At 69.4% G+C, this 14,137-nt stretch carries 10 protein-coding genes and 1 pseudogene; 4 read left to right on the top strand and 7 right to left on the bottom strand.

The features are described 5' to 3' along the window. Positions 1-302 precede the first annotated feature (302 nt). Positions 303-650 carry a hypothetical protein gene (locus tag ACFZCF_RS17160; RefSeq protein ID WP_391287110.1) on the top strand — a complete coding sequence of 116 codons (348 nt, stop codon included), beginning with the start codon at positions 303-305 and terminating at the stop codon, positions 648-650. A 578-nt stretch (positions 651-1,228) separates the two neighbouring features. Here the strand turns inward: ACFZCF_RS17160 and ACFZCF_RS17155 are convergent. Both ACFZCF_RS17155 and ACFZCF_RS17150 read right to left on the bottom strand, forming a co-directional pair. Beyond that, positions 1,229-2,506 carry an alpha/beta hydrolase family protein gene (locus tag ACFZCF_RS17155; protein ID WP_391287109.1) on the bottom strand — a complete coding sequence of 426 codons (1,278 nt, stop codon included), beginning with the start codon at positions 2,504-2,506 and terminating at the stop codon, positions 1,229-1,231. A 226-nt stretch (positions 2,507-2,732) separates the two neighbouring features. Next, positions 2,733-3,149, bottom strand: coding sequence for a hypothetical protein (locus ACFZCF_RS17150; protein WP_388450007.1), 417 nt, complete (start codon positions 3,147-3,149; stop codon positions 2,733-2,735). Between the two features lie 812 nt (positions 3,150-3,961). On the opposite strand from ACFZCF_RS17150, the gene ACFZCF_RS17145 reads away from it, so the two are divergent. Together ACFZCF_RS17145 and ACFZCF_RS17140 are read left to right on the top strand one after the other, a co-directional pair. Further along, positions 3,962-7,399, top strand: a complete 3,438-nt coding sequence (locus ACFZCF_RS17145; protein ID WP_391287108.1) for an RHS repeat-associated core domain-containing protein — start codon at positions 3,962-3,964, stop codon at positions 7,397-7,399. A gap of 35 nt (positions 7,400-7,434) precedes the next feature. After that, complete coding sequence (locus ACFZCF_RS17140; protein WP_391287107.1) at positions 7,435-7,560, top strand: hypothetical protein; 126 nt, start codon at positions 7,435-7,437, stop codon at positions 7,558-7,560. Positions 7,561-8,425: 865 nt separating this feature from the next. On the opposite strand, the gene ACFZCF_RS17135 is transcribed toward ACFZCF_RS17140, so the two are convergent. Together ACFZCF_RS17135 and ACFZCF_RS17130 are read right to left on the bottom strand one after the other, a co-directional pair. Further along, a complete protein-coding gene (locus ACFZCF_RS17135) occupies positions 8,426-8,881 on the bottom strand; it encodes a hypothetical protein (protein ID WP_388450015.1) in 456 nt (151 codons plus the stop codon). A gap of 137 nt (positions 8,882-9,018) precedes the next feature. Further along, a pseudogene (locus ACFZCF_RS17130) lies at positions 9,019-9,120 on the bottom strand (hypothetical protein); the annotation flags it as partial. Between the two features lie 28 nt (positions 9,121-9,148). Between ACFZCF_RS17130 and ACFZCF_RS17125 the strand changes: the two are divergent. Further along, positions 9,149-9,562 carry a hypothetical protein gene (locus ACFZCF_RS17125; RefSeq protein ID WP_388450017.1) on the top strand — a complete coding sequence of 138 codons (414 nt, stop codon included), beginning with the start codon at positions 9,149-9,151 and terminating at the stop codon, positions 9,560-9,562. Positions 9,563-9,597: 35 nt separating this feature from the next. Here ACFZCF_RS17125 and ACFZCF_RS17120 read toward each other — a convergent pair whose 3' ends face one another. The 3 genes from ACFZCF_RS17120 to ACFZCF_RS17110 form a co-directional block, all read right to left on the bottom strand. Next, a complete protein-coding gene (locus ACFZCF_RS17120; RefSeq protein ID WP_391287106.1) occupies positions 9,598-9,918 on the bottom strand; it encodes an excalibur calcium-binding domain-containing protein in 321 nt (106 codons plus the stop codon). Positions 9,919-10,316: 398 nt separating this feature from the next. After that, entirely contained in the window at positions 10,317-11,183 is an 867-nt protein-coding gene (locus ACFZCF_RS17115) for an alpha/beta fold hydrolase (RefSeq protein WP_391287105.1), read from the bottom strand. 2,716 nt (positions 11,184-13,899) lie between these two features. Then, positions 13,900-14,137: hypothetical protein (locus ACFZCF_RS17110; RefSeq protein ID WP_391287104.1), on the bottom strand; the 238-nt coding region annotated here is incomplete at its 5' end.

Below are 14,137 nucleotides of genomic sequence, written 5' to 3'. Positions count from 1 at the left end.
CGGTGAGCGCGGTGCGCCGAGTCGTTCGCGGCCCCGCCCCCTCGAACCGCGCGGGACATACGGCACAGGCTTCCGGAGGGCCACCCCGTTCACCCCTCTCCTCGTCCAGGTGTCGATCGGCGCTGGCTCTCGGCAAGCGTCGTCGACCTGCTCCCCGGCCAGTGCCGGGCGTCACAGACGCTGATCGCCCTCGGCCTTGCGGGGCGGCGCCCGCTGCCGCGGCGGGCCGGACGGACTGGGCGGAGGTGCCGCCCGAGCAGTCCCGCATCGGCCCGCTCCACACGCCCGCGAACCTCACAGCGGTGTCCCTGTACGCCGCGTCGCTGACGGAGCGCCCCCGCGGGCACCACGCCAAGGGCCCGGTCCTCGTGCCGGCCGGCCTCACCGCCGTCGGAGCGGGCGGCGCGCCCGGCGGCCACCTGGCCTACCGGCAGGCGGCGGGTGCCGGCCACGCGGAGGCCGTACCGCGTCTCGTGAGCCCCGGCCGGCACCGGATCGGACCCGGTGTGGGCTTCCCCGCCAGCCGGGCGACGCGGGCCGCCGTGGACGGTGTGGACAGCGGCGTCGTCCGGAAGGACTGCGGGCAGGTCCACATCCTCGCGGACCGCTGCGCCGCGCCCACACGACCGGCCCGCGCTGTCCGACGATGAGCTCTCCGATGGCTGCGACCGCCTCCCCTGGCACGGAAGCGTCTTCCGGCTGAGCGACGGCCGGAACGTCCGCGACCCCGCGACCGCCCCGCAGCCCTGCTTCGAGACTCGGATCGCCGTCGCCCAGGTCGGAGTGCGCCTGCGCCACCGGCGCCACCAAGATCGGGCAGCCACGTGAAGCAGCTCACGGGCACGGCCTGCCGTATGGCTCGTGCCATGACCCGATGGCACAGCTGCCCGTGACGTCAGGCCTTCGGGCCGGGACGATCGCGGCGCGGCCGCCGCCAGACCGGGTTCACGCCGCACCGCGCCCAGGCTCCTCGCGGGCCCCCAGGACGGTGACGCGTTCGCCCCACTGGAACGGCCCGGACGCCTTTCGGCCTCCTGCCGCCCGCCGTGAGGATGCCGCGTACGGAGCTGACGGTCCACGACGCGTGGATGTCCGGGGGCCGGCCCAGGATCCCGGCGCTCCTACGGACATCCGGGTCGGGGTCGCGGGGCCGGCCCTGGGAGCTCCGCCGCAGCACCGACCGGGTCACAGCGATCGGCGTCACGGAAGGGTGCTCGTGCGGGGCCGCTCACGGGTTGTGGAACACGACCTCGGGGTGGGCCGCCGACGGGCCGTCGAGCAGGGGCTGCGCCGTGCCTTTCAGATGCAGGTCGAAGAAGGCCGCCACGTACTCCCGGGTGACCTTCAGCGCCCGGTCCGCCGGGAGCGGGGCCCGGGGTACGTCGAAGTGGTCGAGGAACACGGGCGCGTCGGAGAAGGTGAAGTGGTCGGACCCGGCGATGGTGAGCCAGCGCTTCCAGCCGCCGAACCGGTGCCAGGCGGCGTCCCAGGTGTGGTCCGTCCCGCCCGGCCGGTGCACCTCGTCGTCCGTACCCAGCAGCATGAACGGGCGCCCGCCCAGGCCGTGCTGCGGCAGCTCGCCGTAGAACGCCCCGTCCATGTTCACTCCCGCGCGCACCCGTCCGTCGGCCGCCATCGCCGTCGCCGCGCTCGCGCCGCCGATGGAGTGACCGGCCATGCCCACCCGTTTGCGGTCGATGGTCGTCCGTGCGTGCGCCCACGCCGCGTGACGCCCCGTCAATGTGTCGAGCAGGAACGAGATGTCCTTGGCGCGGCCCGACGTGACCTTGTTCTCCGGCACCTGACCCTCGCTGATGGGTCCGCACGCCTCGCAGCCGAGCAGGCGGCCGTCAGGGGTACGGATGCCCAAGGACTCGTACGCGTGATCCACCGAGGCCACGACGTATCCCCGGCTGGCCAGGTCCTCGGCGAGGGCCGTGAGGGTGTAGCGCGAGACGGTGAAGCCCGGCGAGAGCACGACGAGCGGGTACCGGCCAGGCGCGGGGCGGACGTCAGCGCGGGAGTACGTGCGCATCGCGCCGAGTTCCGCTGCGGGGATCGCCTCGCTGAGCCCGTAGCCGTCCAGCATGGCCTGCACCTCGTCGCTGCTCGCGTACGGCACCGGCCGGTCCGTACCGGGGCGGGCGGCCGGGTAGTGGAGGGTGACCATCAGTTCCCGGCCGTCGGCGGCCGGGACCCAGGGGTCGGGGCGGGAGCGGTCGACGAGGTGGAGTACGGAACGACCCACGGCCCGGCCACCGGTCGGGCGCGGCAGCTCAGGGCCGGCCGTGGCCCGCCGCAGGGAGTCCCGATACAGGGCGGACCCCGACACCGGGAGTGAGGGGGGCCGGGACAGCGGGGAGGGCGTGCCGAGCGGGCCGGACGACACCGCTGAGGCGGCGGGCTTCAGGACTTCGGAGGCGGCGGCCGGACCTGCGAGCAGCAGCGGCGAGGACAGCGACAGGGCGAGTACGGCGGCCGCGGCCGCCCTCATGAGGTGAGCCATGCCGTGCAGCATGCCCGCCGGGTGGCCCGGCCCGCGTCAGCCCCCGGTCGCATAGCCAGTCAGCCCCTGGGATGGCTTTTCGTCAGCTCTTGTCTGTGGCGTCGAGTAGACGTGTGGGCAGCGGATGCCAGGGGCTCTCGGTAGGGGGGGCGTTCATGGGGGCCACGGACGTGCGAGGTGGGGCCGCGCGCTGCGGCGAGGTGGGGGACGAGGGGCGCGCTGGGGTTCATTCCGTGGGGGCCCAGGGGGCCCGGGGAGGTTCTGGTGCTTCCAGGGCGCCGCGCAGCTTGTCCTTGAACGTCTTGGGCGGTGCCTGTTTTTCTTCGTGTGCGTGGACGAGGCGGGCCGTGGTCACGCGTATGTGGCACTCGCGGTGGTGCTGCTTGAGCCAGACCAGCCACGTGCCGTCCGGCGTGAGGAAGGCGCGGCGGGCCGGGGTGTCGCCGTGCCGGCTGTGTCTGGCCAAGACGTCCGGCAGGTAGTGCAGTGCGGCGTCCTCCGCGACCGCGCGGACGTGCTCCTGCGTGCCGCTGACCCGGTGGGTGGCCACCAGAGCCCAGCGGTGCAGTTTCAGCTCGACGCCGTCGGCACGCCGGGTCGTGCGGGTGTCCTCCTCGATGAGGACGTACCAGTCGTCATCCATGTCGGGAGCCTAGCGATCCCCCCGTGCCCCCGGGACCGGGCGGGCGCCCGGATGCGGGCCGCGGGAGGCGGGCTCGAAGGCGGGCGCTGTCTCCTCCGTCCGGAAGTCCGTCCGCCACCCACAGCCGGTAGCGGACGGTCGAGGGACAGCTGCGTGCCCGGACCCTCCTCGGCCGCCGACAACGAAGGTCCGCTGGACCGCGCCCAAGCTGATTGCGGACGCCGACGAGAAGGCGCCCGACGCGCGCGTGCGTTCCCTGCACGTCCTGCCGACCGCACCGGGGGACACCGGCTCCGCCATCACGGCCTTCGGCCCGACTTCGCCTCTGACCGCGCCCACCCCATTCGTGCCGCACCCCGGTCCGTCGGCCGGCTACCGTCGCGCGCTCGAGGCGTACCGCCAGGCCACGTCCCGGGTGGACTCTGCCCCGGGCCGGGGCCCGTTCCACCGACAGGCAACGTAGGTGTGCTGACCTCACTCCTCAAGTGCAAGGCAACGCCTCCGTGACAGGGCGTCTCGGGTCGTACTCAACGACTCTGGGATCAGAGGAAGAGGGAGCGATCCGGCTGCTTTGACGGAAAACGGTTTCCGGTCAGCTTGCCTGTCAGGAGAAGTGCCATGCGACATGGCAAGTGTTGCCTGGCGACATGATTTGAGGCGGAAAGGTCGGGCGCATACTCGACTGATTCTCGCCCGTGTGTGCGACTGAATGGCGGGCAGGCCCCGGCCGGTCGGGAAGCGGCTGTGGCAGCGTGTGCGGCTCCAGTGGCCGATGGGGCTGCTGTGACATCTCTTCTCGTGGGGGGAAGTGCATGACTTCGCGTGCTTCCGGCACGCCTTCTTGGCGTGCCCGCACAACGGCGGGACTCTCTCTGACCGCGGCGATCGCGGTTCTCGCACTGGGTGCGGCATCGCTGCCGGCCCTCGCCGCCTCACCCGCGGCCGACCCCGGCCCCGGATCGGTCTGGGGCAAGAAGGCGGCACCTCTGGAGATCCCGCCGGTCAAGGTGGGATCGACCAAGCCCGTGCCCGGCGAGCCCGAGGCGGCGCCGTCGAAGGAAAAGGCGGCCTGGCAGGCGGCACAGAAAGAACGCGCCCGTACCGGCAACCCCCCGTCGAACGGGGATCGCGTCACGGCCGACGGCACGGCCGGCGAGACCGGAACCCTGGTATGGGTGCCCACGGGACAGGGCTCGGTGCCCTGGCACCAGATATCGGACTTCCGCATCACCGACTCCCTCGTCGCGCGGATCAACCTGTCCAACGGCAACCTCATGCTCGCCGCGACCGACTTCGAGGTCGCCGGAGTGGGACAGAAACTCCGCCTCGCACGCACGTACAACTCGCTGGACGCGCCCTACGGCAAGGTCTCGGACCGCTGGTGGCAGGAGTACGAACGCTACCTGCACATCTTCACGAACTCCGTCGTCGTCTACGACGCGACGGGTGACGCGCTGTCCTTCACCACGAACGCCGACGGGACCTTCACCACACCCAAGGGATACTCGAAGGACCTGAAGAAGAACACGGACGGCACCTACACCCTGACCGACCGCAAGTCCGGTGTGAAGGACACCTACGACGCCAACGGGACGCTGACGAAGGTCACCGACCGCAACAAGGGCACGATCACGGTCGACCAGCACGACGAGACCGGCGAGCACAAGGGCTTCAAGCTGACGGAGACCCGCTCGGGCCGCTGGGTCGACCTGGTCAAGACCTACCCGAACCAGTGGCAGGCCAAGGACCACACCGGCCGCACCGCCGTCTTCGACCTCGACGCCGACGGCAATCTCGCGCGCACGACCGACACCGAAGGCAAGACCACCTCCTACGCCTTCGACTCCAGCGGCCGCGTCTCCAAGGTCACGACTCCGGAGGGAAGGGTGACCGTCTTCACCTACGACGCCCAGAACCGGGTCACCTCCATGCTGCGGGCCACCCAGACCGGCGCCTCCGGACACACCGGCCCCACCTACACCTACGCCTACACCGGTACATATCCCTCCGACGCCGGTACGACCACCGTCACCGACCCGGAGCAGCACGCCACGAAGTACGAGCACGATGCGGACGGCAAGGTCACCAAGGTGACCGATGCGCTCGGTCGCTCCCGTTCGAAGACCTTCGACGGAAACAACAACGTGCAGACCGCGACGGACGCGATGGGCGTCGGCGGCACCGGCGGCAACGTGACCACCTACGGCTGGGACACCCGCAACAACCTCACGTCGGCGAAGCTGCCCACCGGCGCCACCGCCGCCCTGGCCGGCTATCAGACGCTGTCGGGCGCGGATCTGCCCGGGTCCATGACGACCGCCGACGGTGAGAAGACGGACTACACCTACGACGCGGCCGGCAACACGAAGTCGGTCGCGGTGACGGGCACCGGAGGCGGCACACAGACCTTCGACCACAACCCCGCCACACCCACCTGCGGCGGCTTCGAGGGCCAGCGCTGCAAGGTCACGACGAAGATGTCGTCGACGAAGTCCGTCTCCACCTCCTTCACGTACGACGCGAAGGGCAACCTGATCAAGGTCACCCCGCCCGCCCCGCTCGGCGTGACGACCTACACCTACGACGACCTCGGGCGGCCCACCTCCGCCAAGGACGGCCGGGGGGTCACGATCCTCTACACCTATGACCACCGCGACCGGATCGTGAAGGTCGACACCTCCGGCTACGCCACGGTCACCTACTCCTACGACGGAGACGGAAACCTCACCCTGCGCTCGGACGGCACCGGCGTCACCACCTACGCCTTCGACCCGCTGTCCCGTGAGACCGTCCGGACCCTGCAGAACGGCTCCCAGACCCGCCTCACCTACACCCCGGCCGGCAACGTGGACACCTACGAGGACCCCGCTGGCCTGACCGACTACACCTGGAACGAGGTCAACAAGCTCACGCAGCTCAAGGACCCGACCGGCAAGGTCACCACGTACACGTACAACAACAACGACGTCCGCACGAAGACGACGTACCCCGGCGGCACCGCCCAGGAGGTCACGCTCGACAAGTCGAGCCGTCCGGAGCGGATACGGGCGACATCGCCCAAGGGCACGCTGGTCGACCTCGCCTACACCTACGGCTACGACCACGACGCCAGCACCACCACCCCCCTCAAGGACGGCGTGAAGATCCGCACCCACACGGACACGGTCGCGGGGACGAAGACGACGTACACCTATGACGGCGCGGGCCGGTTCTCCTATGCGAAGGAGGAGAAGGGCACCACCCTCAACTCGTCCTGGCAGTACTGCTACGACCTGGCCGGCAACCTCACCTCCCAGGGCGTCGACCCCGGCTGCCCCCGCGGCACCACCTACACGGTCAACGACGCCCAGCAGATCACCGCGAAGAACGGCGTCACCACGAACTGGTCGTACGACAAGGTCGGCAACGAAACCGCCGGCGCCTCCACCCCCGAGGGCACCCGCACCGCCGCCACCTGGTCCGACCACTCGCAGATGACCGCGGTCACCGTCGGCGGCAAGACCTACGCCGGCCAGTACGGCTCGACGGACCAGAGCGAGCGGATCAAGCTCGGCGACACGTACTTCCACAACGGGCCGCTCGGCCTCTCCGCCAAGAGCCTCGGCGGCGTCGACATGGGATTCAACCGTGAACCCGGGGGCACCCTGAACTCCATGACGACCGGCGGCAAGTCCTACTACTACCTCACCGACGCGATCGGCTCGGTTGTAGCGCTCGCCGACGAGACCGGCACGAAGGCCAACGCGTACTCCTACAGCCCCCGAGGCGTCCAGCGCGCCGGGACCTCGGAACAGGCCCCGCAGCCGTACCAGTTCGCCGGCGGCTACCACGACGCCACCGGCCTCTACCACTTCGCCGCCCGCTACTACGACCCCAACATCGGCCGCTTCACCAGCACCGACCCCTCCGGCCAGGAGAAGAACCCCTACCTCTACGCCGAAGGCGACCCCGTCAACCGCATCGACCCGACCGGGCTGGCCTTCTTCGACGTGATCGGCAAGGGCTTCGACATGTACGACATCGGCAGCATGGCCAAGGACGTGTCCGAGGGCAACTACAAGGACGCCCTGGCCACGGGGGTCGGCTTGGCGGCGGGTGCCGCCGCCGAAGCCGGGTGCGGTGCGGTCGCCGCTGCTGTCAGCGCGCCTACCGCGGGCGTGGGTGGGCTGGCTGTCGGCGCCACCTGCTTTGGCATCGGATACGGGGCGGGCGAACTGGGTGAGAAGGCCGCAACCAGCGTCCTGAATTAGGCACCGAAACCGATCAACAACAGCGGGAGGACAACATGCCATACGGGCAGTTCATGGCCAAGGGCGCCGGGGAGGGCACTCCGCCCTTCTGGATCATTGCCATCGCCCTGGTCGTCATCGTCGGGGTGGCGTTCCTGGTGAGCAAGGCCCGCAAGAGGTAGTACCACCCGCCAGACACGCAGGACGTGTGGCGCTCCCGCCCGGCTGGTTTCGTACCGGCCGGGCGACTACCAGACGGCTGCTGGAACAGCGCTCAGCTTCGCCGCCGACACGGCGTTCACCGCCGGCTGCGTCTACCTGACCGGAGGCACCGGAGCAATCCCCTGCGCCGTCGTCGGCGGAATGGCGGTCGGCGAAGCAACCAAGTCGGCCTACGAAGACGCCACAGGCTGAACCAAGGAAACCTCGGCCGAAGGAGCTCTCGTGCGATCAGCTACTGATACGGCGGTCATAGCCTACAAGGGGCTCGACGGTGTCCCTCTGTGGCTCTTGTTCGGTATCGCCATGCTCGCCCTCGTCATCTTCGGCATCGCACAAGCACGGAAGAGGAAGTAGCCACAGCCGACGTGCCCTGGCGCCATAGGTGACGTATACGGTGTGGGGGGAGGACGCTTCACAGCGTCCTCCCCCCACACGTATCCCGGATGTGACGACGTCCCTGGCCCCGCAATGGCCAGGGACGTCAGCCCAGTACGGCCCCGGTGCCCCCGTCGTTCCAGCGGCGGGGGCGGTGCCGTTTCCCGTCACCGGAGAACCGGTGACACGTAGGACATCAGCAGGTTCGCAAATCCATCTCACCACCATGCTGCGGACGGCCGGGCGGTCGCCGACCTCGTGCGCCACCATCTGCACATCGCCAACCAGCTCCACCAGGCGATCGGCGACCTCCACGCCGCTCTGCTCGACCAGGACGGCGTACTGCCTCCCTGGTCTCACGCCTTCCTCTACCAGGAGGTCGAGGACCTCAGCCGGCGGTCACGGTCCTCCAATCGGCGCAGTAAACGGCGCCGGGAAGGCCGGTGGAGGTCAGGAGGCGTGCAGGAAGGTGCCGGCCGGCCGGACGACGGGGTGGCCCCAGCGTGCGTTCACCTGGTCGAGGACCGGCTCGATGCGCAGTCTCGCCTCGCGTTCGGGGTCGAGGGAGAGCTGGGTGCCCGGTCCCTCCTCGGCCGGCGACAGCTCTTCGGCGGTGAGGACGATCCTCCGGGCCCGGGTGCTTCGCAGCGCCATCCCGTCCAGGATCCGGTACGCCGCACTCCGCAGGTCCTCGGTGTGGCCGGACGCCGTGGGCAGGGCCCGGGTCCGCGCGACGCCGGCCGCGCCGGCGAACCCGACGGTGAGGGTGACCTTGCGGGCGACCTGGTCGCGGCGTCTGATCCGCTCGTCGACGGTGACGACCAGGTCCAGGACGGCGGCCCGTACGCTCGCGGCGTCGGTCTCGTCCCGGCCGAAGACGGCGTGGGTGCTGGTCGACTCGGGCATCCGGTGCGCGGTGATGGTCCGCGATCGGTGCCGCGGGCCCGGTCGCGCAGCAGTCGTCCTTTCTTGCCGCCGAGGAGGCGGCTGACGACGTCCTCGGGCATGGCCGCGAGCGCGCCGACGGTGTGCAGGCCGAAGCGGCGCAGGGTCTCCGTCTGGGCGGGGCCGATGCCGTGGAGCTCGTCGAGGGGCAGCGGGTGGAGGAACTCCTCGATCGCGCGGTGGTCGGGGAGGTGGAGCACGCCGGAGGGGCTGGGGCGGGCGGACGCGGTGGCGGCGGTCGACCAGGTGTCGGCGATCCCGATGTGGACGCGGACGCCGTATTTGGCGAGGGCCTGGAGCTGGAAGCGCTGCGCGAGGTGGCGGGGCGCCTCGGAGAAGACGCGGGTCGCGCCGCGGAGTGCCGGGCCGCGCGCGTCGCCCCGTTGCACCTACACCGCCGAACTCGACCGCCTGTGCGGCGGCGCCACCTTCTCCCAGCCCGAGCACGCCCTGGACCGCGCCGGCACCGCAGCGGCGGCGCTGCGGGCCTTCGACGTGGGCACCGACGGCATCCACGCGTGCGCGCCGCTGCGGGCCGCGCATCCGGTCGGGAATGATGAGCCCGAAACGGGGCGTGCATACGTGCGCCAGGGATACGCGGAGTGGACGCGCGTCGAGCGTGATGCCTTCTCCGGGACCTGATCCTTCCCCTCCAGCCTCGGAGGCGTGACGGGGTATCAGTCCCCGAAACCGGCCGTGCTCTCCCCGGCTCCCGCGGCGCTGAGCCCTCCAGCCCCCTTCTGTTCCGAGCCGCCCCCGGCCACTGTCCATCCCGGCTGGTGCGTGCTGAGGTGGGAGCACCACGCCAGGGCCGCCGGCGAGGCGCTAAGGACCGACATACGGCTCGCAGGCGATGCCGTGTCGCCTTCCCGGTCGAGCGCCTCCCGGTATCCAGGCTCGCCGCGAAGCAACGGTGCTGCGCCAGCTTCCCGCGCCGCGTCACAGCTCTCGTAGTACGTCGCCGCGGGCGAGGCCGACTCCGGCGCTTCAGGCGTCACGGGATCGGACGTCTCAGTTTGTTGATCCGCCGCGCTGGCCAGAAGCCCACGGATCTCGACCTTGCGGACCCCGGCGTCGCCACAGCGGTCGGGGTGGTCCGCACCCAGGTGAGGCTGCGCAAGCTGGACTTCTGGACGCCCGAGCGTGTCGCACTGGCCCGTGACGGACGGGTTCGGTGGTCATGCCAGGGCAAACGACCAGCGAACCCGCCCGTCACGAAGTCAGCGCGCCGCTGCGGCGGGACCCGGGCAGCAGTCCTGATCGTTTGTGCACAATTGTGTGCAGCCGCGGGCCGGTTCACGGGAATTCGATCTTGTCCGGCGTGGGGCGGGTGCGTGGCTGGTCGATGCCGAGACTGACCCGGGCCCCGGTTCGGAAGGTACGGGTAGGGAGGAGGTCAGGCGCAGCGGAAGTCCTCGACGGGGTTGAGGTAGGGGGCGTCGAGCGGTCGGTCGGTGAAGAAGCGGGCCATCAGGTCGGCCAGGTCGGTGTCGCGTTCGATCTGGACGAGATGGTCGGCCTCTTGGACGGTGGTGAACCGGCCGCCAAGGTGGTCAGCGACGTGTCGTCCCGCCGGGGGCGGGGTGAGGGTGTCGTGTTCGCCGGTGAAGACGAGCACTGGCGCGGTGACAGCGGGCTCGGGCAGGCTCCATGGATGGGTCAGGAGACGTTCGTGATGGGTGATGTCCATCGCGAGTGCACGCTCGGTGAGGGTCGCGAACCTCTGGCGCATGAGGCGTGCGACGGCGGCTCGTCGGCGCACGACGCCGTGGTCGGGTGGGGCCATGAACTGCTCGACCATGTCCCGGGCCAGGTCGTCGAACTGGCCCTCGTCGACCATATGACGCCATCGCGTGGCTGCTGCCGTGTACTCGGGTGAGATCCCGGTGGCGGTTCCTCCCAGCATCAGGCGCGCGATGCGGTCGGGGTGCCGCTGGGCGAAGCGGAGGGCGATGGAGGCTCCGAAGCAGGCCCCGAAGACGTTGACTCGCCCGAGGGAAAGGGTCTCGGTGGCGTGGCGGACGGTGTCGGCGAGGAACTCCATGCCGAACTCGACGGGGAGCGGGTCCGCGTCTCCGTAGCCGGGAAGTTCGAGCGTCACCACGGTGGCGTGGGGCAGAAGCCATCGCTCGTAGCGCAGCCAGGAGAACCGGTCCTGCGAGGATCCGCCGAGAATGATCACGGGATCGGTCGAGGAGGACTCCGAGGCGGCCGCGCGGGCAAGGAACCGGAACCCGTGGTAGTCCAGCTCTTCGTCTGTCACTTGAATGACGCTGTTATGAGACACCCCCTCTGCATACCGGCAGAGCAACGCCCAGAAGGACGGTTTCGCGTCCGTTTCCTCCGGACGGGTGCCAACCGACCGCACCGGGTCCGCCCTCCCGGCTGCGAACGCCATCCGTCACGGGTACGTGATCTCGTCCGGGCCGGGGCGGCTCACCGATGCCCCGGCCGGACGCCCTTACACCTCAGGAAGAAAGCCCGCCGCGAGGGCCGCGCCCTGGGCCGACGCGACATCGCCACCGTCCTCCAAGGACCGGGCCCCGCCCTGCCCACTCCCGAGGCGCTGCACGCCTTCCTCGTCGCCTGCGATGTCGAACAAGCGCCACTTCCATGAGTGGCGCAGTACCTTCACACAGCTGCGCATCGCCCAGATGCCCGTCATCGAGGGCTACTCCCACGACCGCGGCGTGGCGGGCAACGCTGCCACGGGCCCGCGCAGCGCTGTCACGGGCGTCCGCAACAACCTCGACATCATCATCGGCCTCATCACCCTGCTCCTGATGATCGTTCACATCGTCCAGGGCAAGGGCCCCAACCCTCAGGGGGCGGTTCCGCAACGCCTTCGCGCTGCGGAACCGCCCCCGTGGGGCTGCTCAACTTCTTCCCCGCTGCCGGAACCGGCCCGCGCCCCTGGGGCTGGTCTCGTCGTCCGTTCCCTTCGGTCTGGTCGTTGTGGTCCTCGGCGTTGCCCGTGTACACGTCGTCCTCCTCGTGCTCGGCGGTGGATAGGGCAGGCGGTCGTGGTGGCCCCCAGCATCCGGGCCGGCGGCGCGGGCTTCACCGCGGCCGGACGGTGTCGCCGAGCCGCACGCCTCGGCCGCACCGCCCAATGAGAGCAGCTCGTCCCAGAAAGGGTGGCCCTGACGCGCAGGGCGCGTAGACCACCGTGAAACGGCGCGCCACGGCGCAGGTTCTTCTCGCTAGAATTCATTTCTCAAGCCCTGGGGCCAGTCGTCCTGAGCAGCGCCCTCGTTGACAAGACAGGGATATTTAGTAAGCTTTTCTCAAGCGCATCGTCACGTTTCCCAGGGCCGGATGGTAAGTGGACCAAGAGGTTCCACCAACAGGCCCGAGGCTTTACAGCGGACGTCTTCAGTTGCTATACTTAGATTACATCGAGGGCAATCCAGAAGCGCCACTTCAGTGACGTCGCGCAAGCGTGCCCGGATTGAGAAGGTCGGACTCAATCCGGGCCTTTTTGTACTCGAAAACCATAGCTCTGGAAATGAATTTAGGATGAAATTAATAACAAGGAGAGAAAGATGAGAATTCGAAAGTCTAGGAAGACTGACAGCCGTGACGATTACTCTGACCTGTGTGTATGCGGGTCAATGGTCGTAAGTCACCCTACGGTGGGACGCTTGTGGGGGACCTCTTCCGCAGGGAAGGGGGTGGCGAGGCTGCAGTGGGAGACCGCAAGGATGCGACTTGCGGCAAGTGTCCTCGCCATCTTTGCGATTATGCTGGTCACCTCCTTCAACCTCAAGGTCGAAATGACGAAGGGGAGGAAGGTCGCTGAAGTCCGAAACGGCGTGATGCACACCCAGGACTCTTTCGGCCTGGAGGTCGATGTAACCAGGGACTAGATTCGATTCGCGATCGAATCAATTTTCAACATGCCGAGTTCGCTCGGTATTTTTTATGCCCGAAAACTTTACCTGCACAGAGAAAGGAGAAAGGGGGTGAACCGCCTGCAGTGGCGGTGTGCCCCACCACAGGCCCCGCCCCCGACACCTCGTCGGAACCGGCCACCCTCCAAACCTCGACACCGACGAGGCGCTCCTCGCCCCGGCCCCTCCCGCGGGCACCCACCACCGCTTTCAGGGCCGCAAGCCCGGCCCTACCCGCCCCGCTGCGCAGCAGGCCGACAACCGCCGCCCAGGAACTCGGCCGGCCCGGCGCCGCCCCGGCCCTGCGTCCCACTGCCCTTTCCCCACTTCGGAACGGGCCCCTCCCGACCATGAGCCGGAGACTTCCCCCTTCTCGCCCTGCGGGAGCCGGACGCGCGCGCGGCGGCTGAGGCAGCCAGAAATGCCTGACACCCACCAGCGCGGTGGAGACTGGTCTGGGTGAGCACCCAGCCCGTGCCGATATGGCGTGCGAGGGCGAGGCCCGGCGCCCGGGAGGTCATCCAAAGGCAGTTCCGTCGGGCCGCCCAAGCCCCTGGACGGTCCTTCGGCGCGGCCCCGGGGCCGGCCCGTGAGGTGAGGGCGCGGGAAGCGCACGGATCGCACCAGTTCATCGTGCGGATCGCGGTCCACGTAGAAGAACCACGAGTAGGTCGAGGGGGGCTCCGGAGCCAAGGGGCAGTCGCAGATGCGGAGAAACGCCTCTCGACTCGGGTCCGGTCCGTCAGCGCGAGTCGGACGACCTGCCCGCCGTCCTCGTCGGTCAGCTGCCAGGTTCCCGTACCGGAGAGACGCCAGCCGTCCTCGAAGCCGAAGCCCTTCCGTCGAGCTTCTCGATAAGGGTTGTTCCGTCCTCATGGAGTACCAAGCGGGTCCCCTCGAGGTTCTCCCAGCCCCGGCTACCGCGGTCGCCGGGGAGTTGTGGAGCCTGTTCCCTCGTAGTACTGATAGGGGCCCACGCATGCAGTCAGAACGGCCAACATCACCATCAAACCAGCAGGGCTGCCACCCGCGCACGCAGCCTGCTTCCACCCGCCTTCAGGCCCTCTCGCCCCCAGCCTGCGTCGGTCAATCGACAGGAGCGGGCTGCGGGAAGTCACCTTGCCAGACTCGTTGAACGTGTTCAATTATGCGATTGAGGGCGCGCGTCACCTCCGCCTCCCGTATCCGGCCGCCGATGAGCATTGCGAACAGTGCTTTCGATACACGCCCTAAAGGGTGTTGCAGAAGGCTCAGTTCTGGGCATTTTCCCTGTATGGGCGGGGTGCTGCGGGCTGAGCCGGTGTGGGTGGAGACGTTCACGGGT

Origin of the sequence: Streptomyces sp. NPDC007945, from assembly GCF_042958885.1 — a bacterium.
Lineage (GTDB): Bacteria > Actinomycetota > Actinomycetes > Streptomycetales > Streptomycetaceae > Streptomyces.
This window is presented reverse-complemented; position numbering and strand designations above follow the sequence as displayed.

Coding starts and splice junctions, on each gene's coding strand:
- ACFZCF_RS17135 (WP_388450015.1), bottom strand. CDS start 8,881: ATGCCCGAGTCGACCAGCACCCACGCCGTCTTCGGCCGGGACGAGACC.
- ACFZCF_RS17140 (WP_391287107.1), top strand. CDS start 7,435: ATGCCATACGGGCAGTTCATGGCCAAGGGCGCCGGGGAGGGCACTCCG.
- ACFZCF_RS17150 (WP_388450007.1), bottom strand. CDS start 3,149: ATGGATGACGACTGGTACGTCCTCATCGAGGAGGACACCCGCACGACC.
- ACFZCF_RS17155 (WP_391287109.1), bottom strand. CDS start 2,506: ATGGCTCACCTCATGAGGGCGGCCGCGGCCGCCGTACTCGCCCTGTCG.
- ACFZCF_RS17145 (WP_391287108.1), top strand. CDS start 3,962: ATGACTTCGCGTGCTTCCGGCACGCCTTCTTGGCGTGCCCGCACAACG.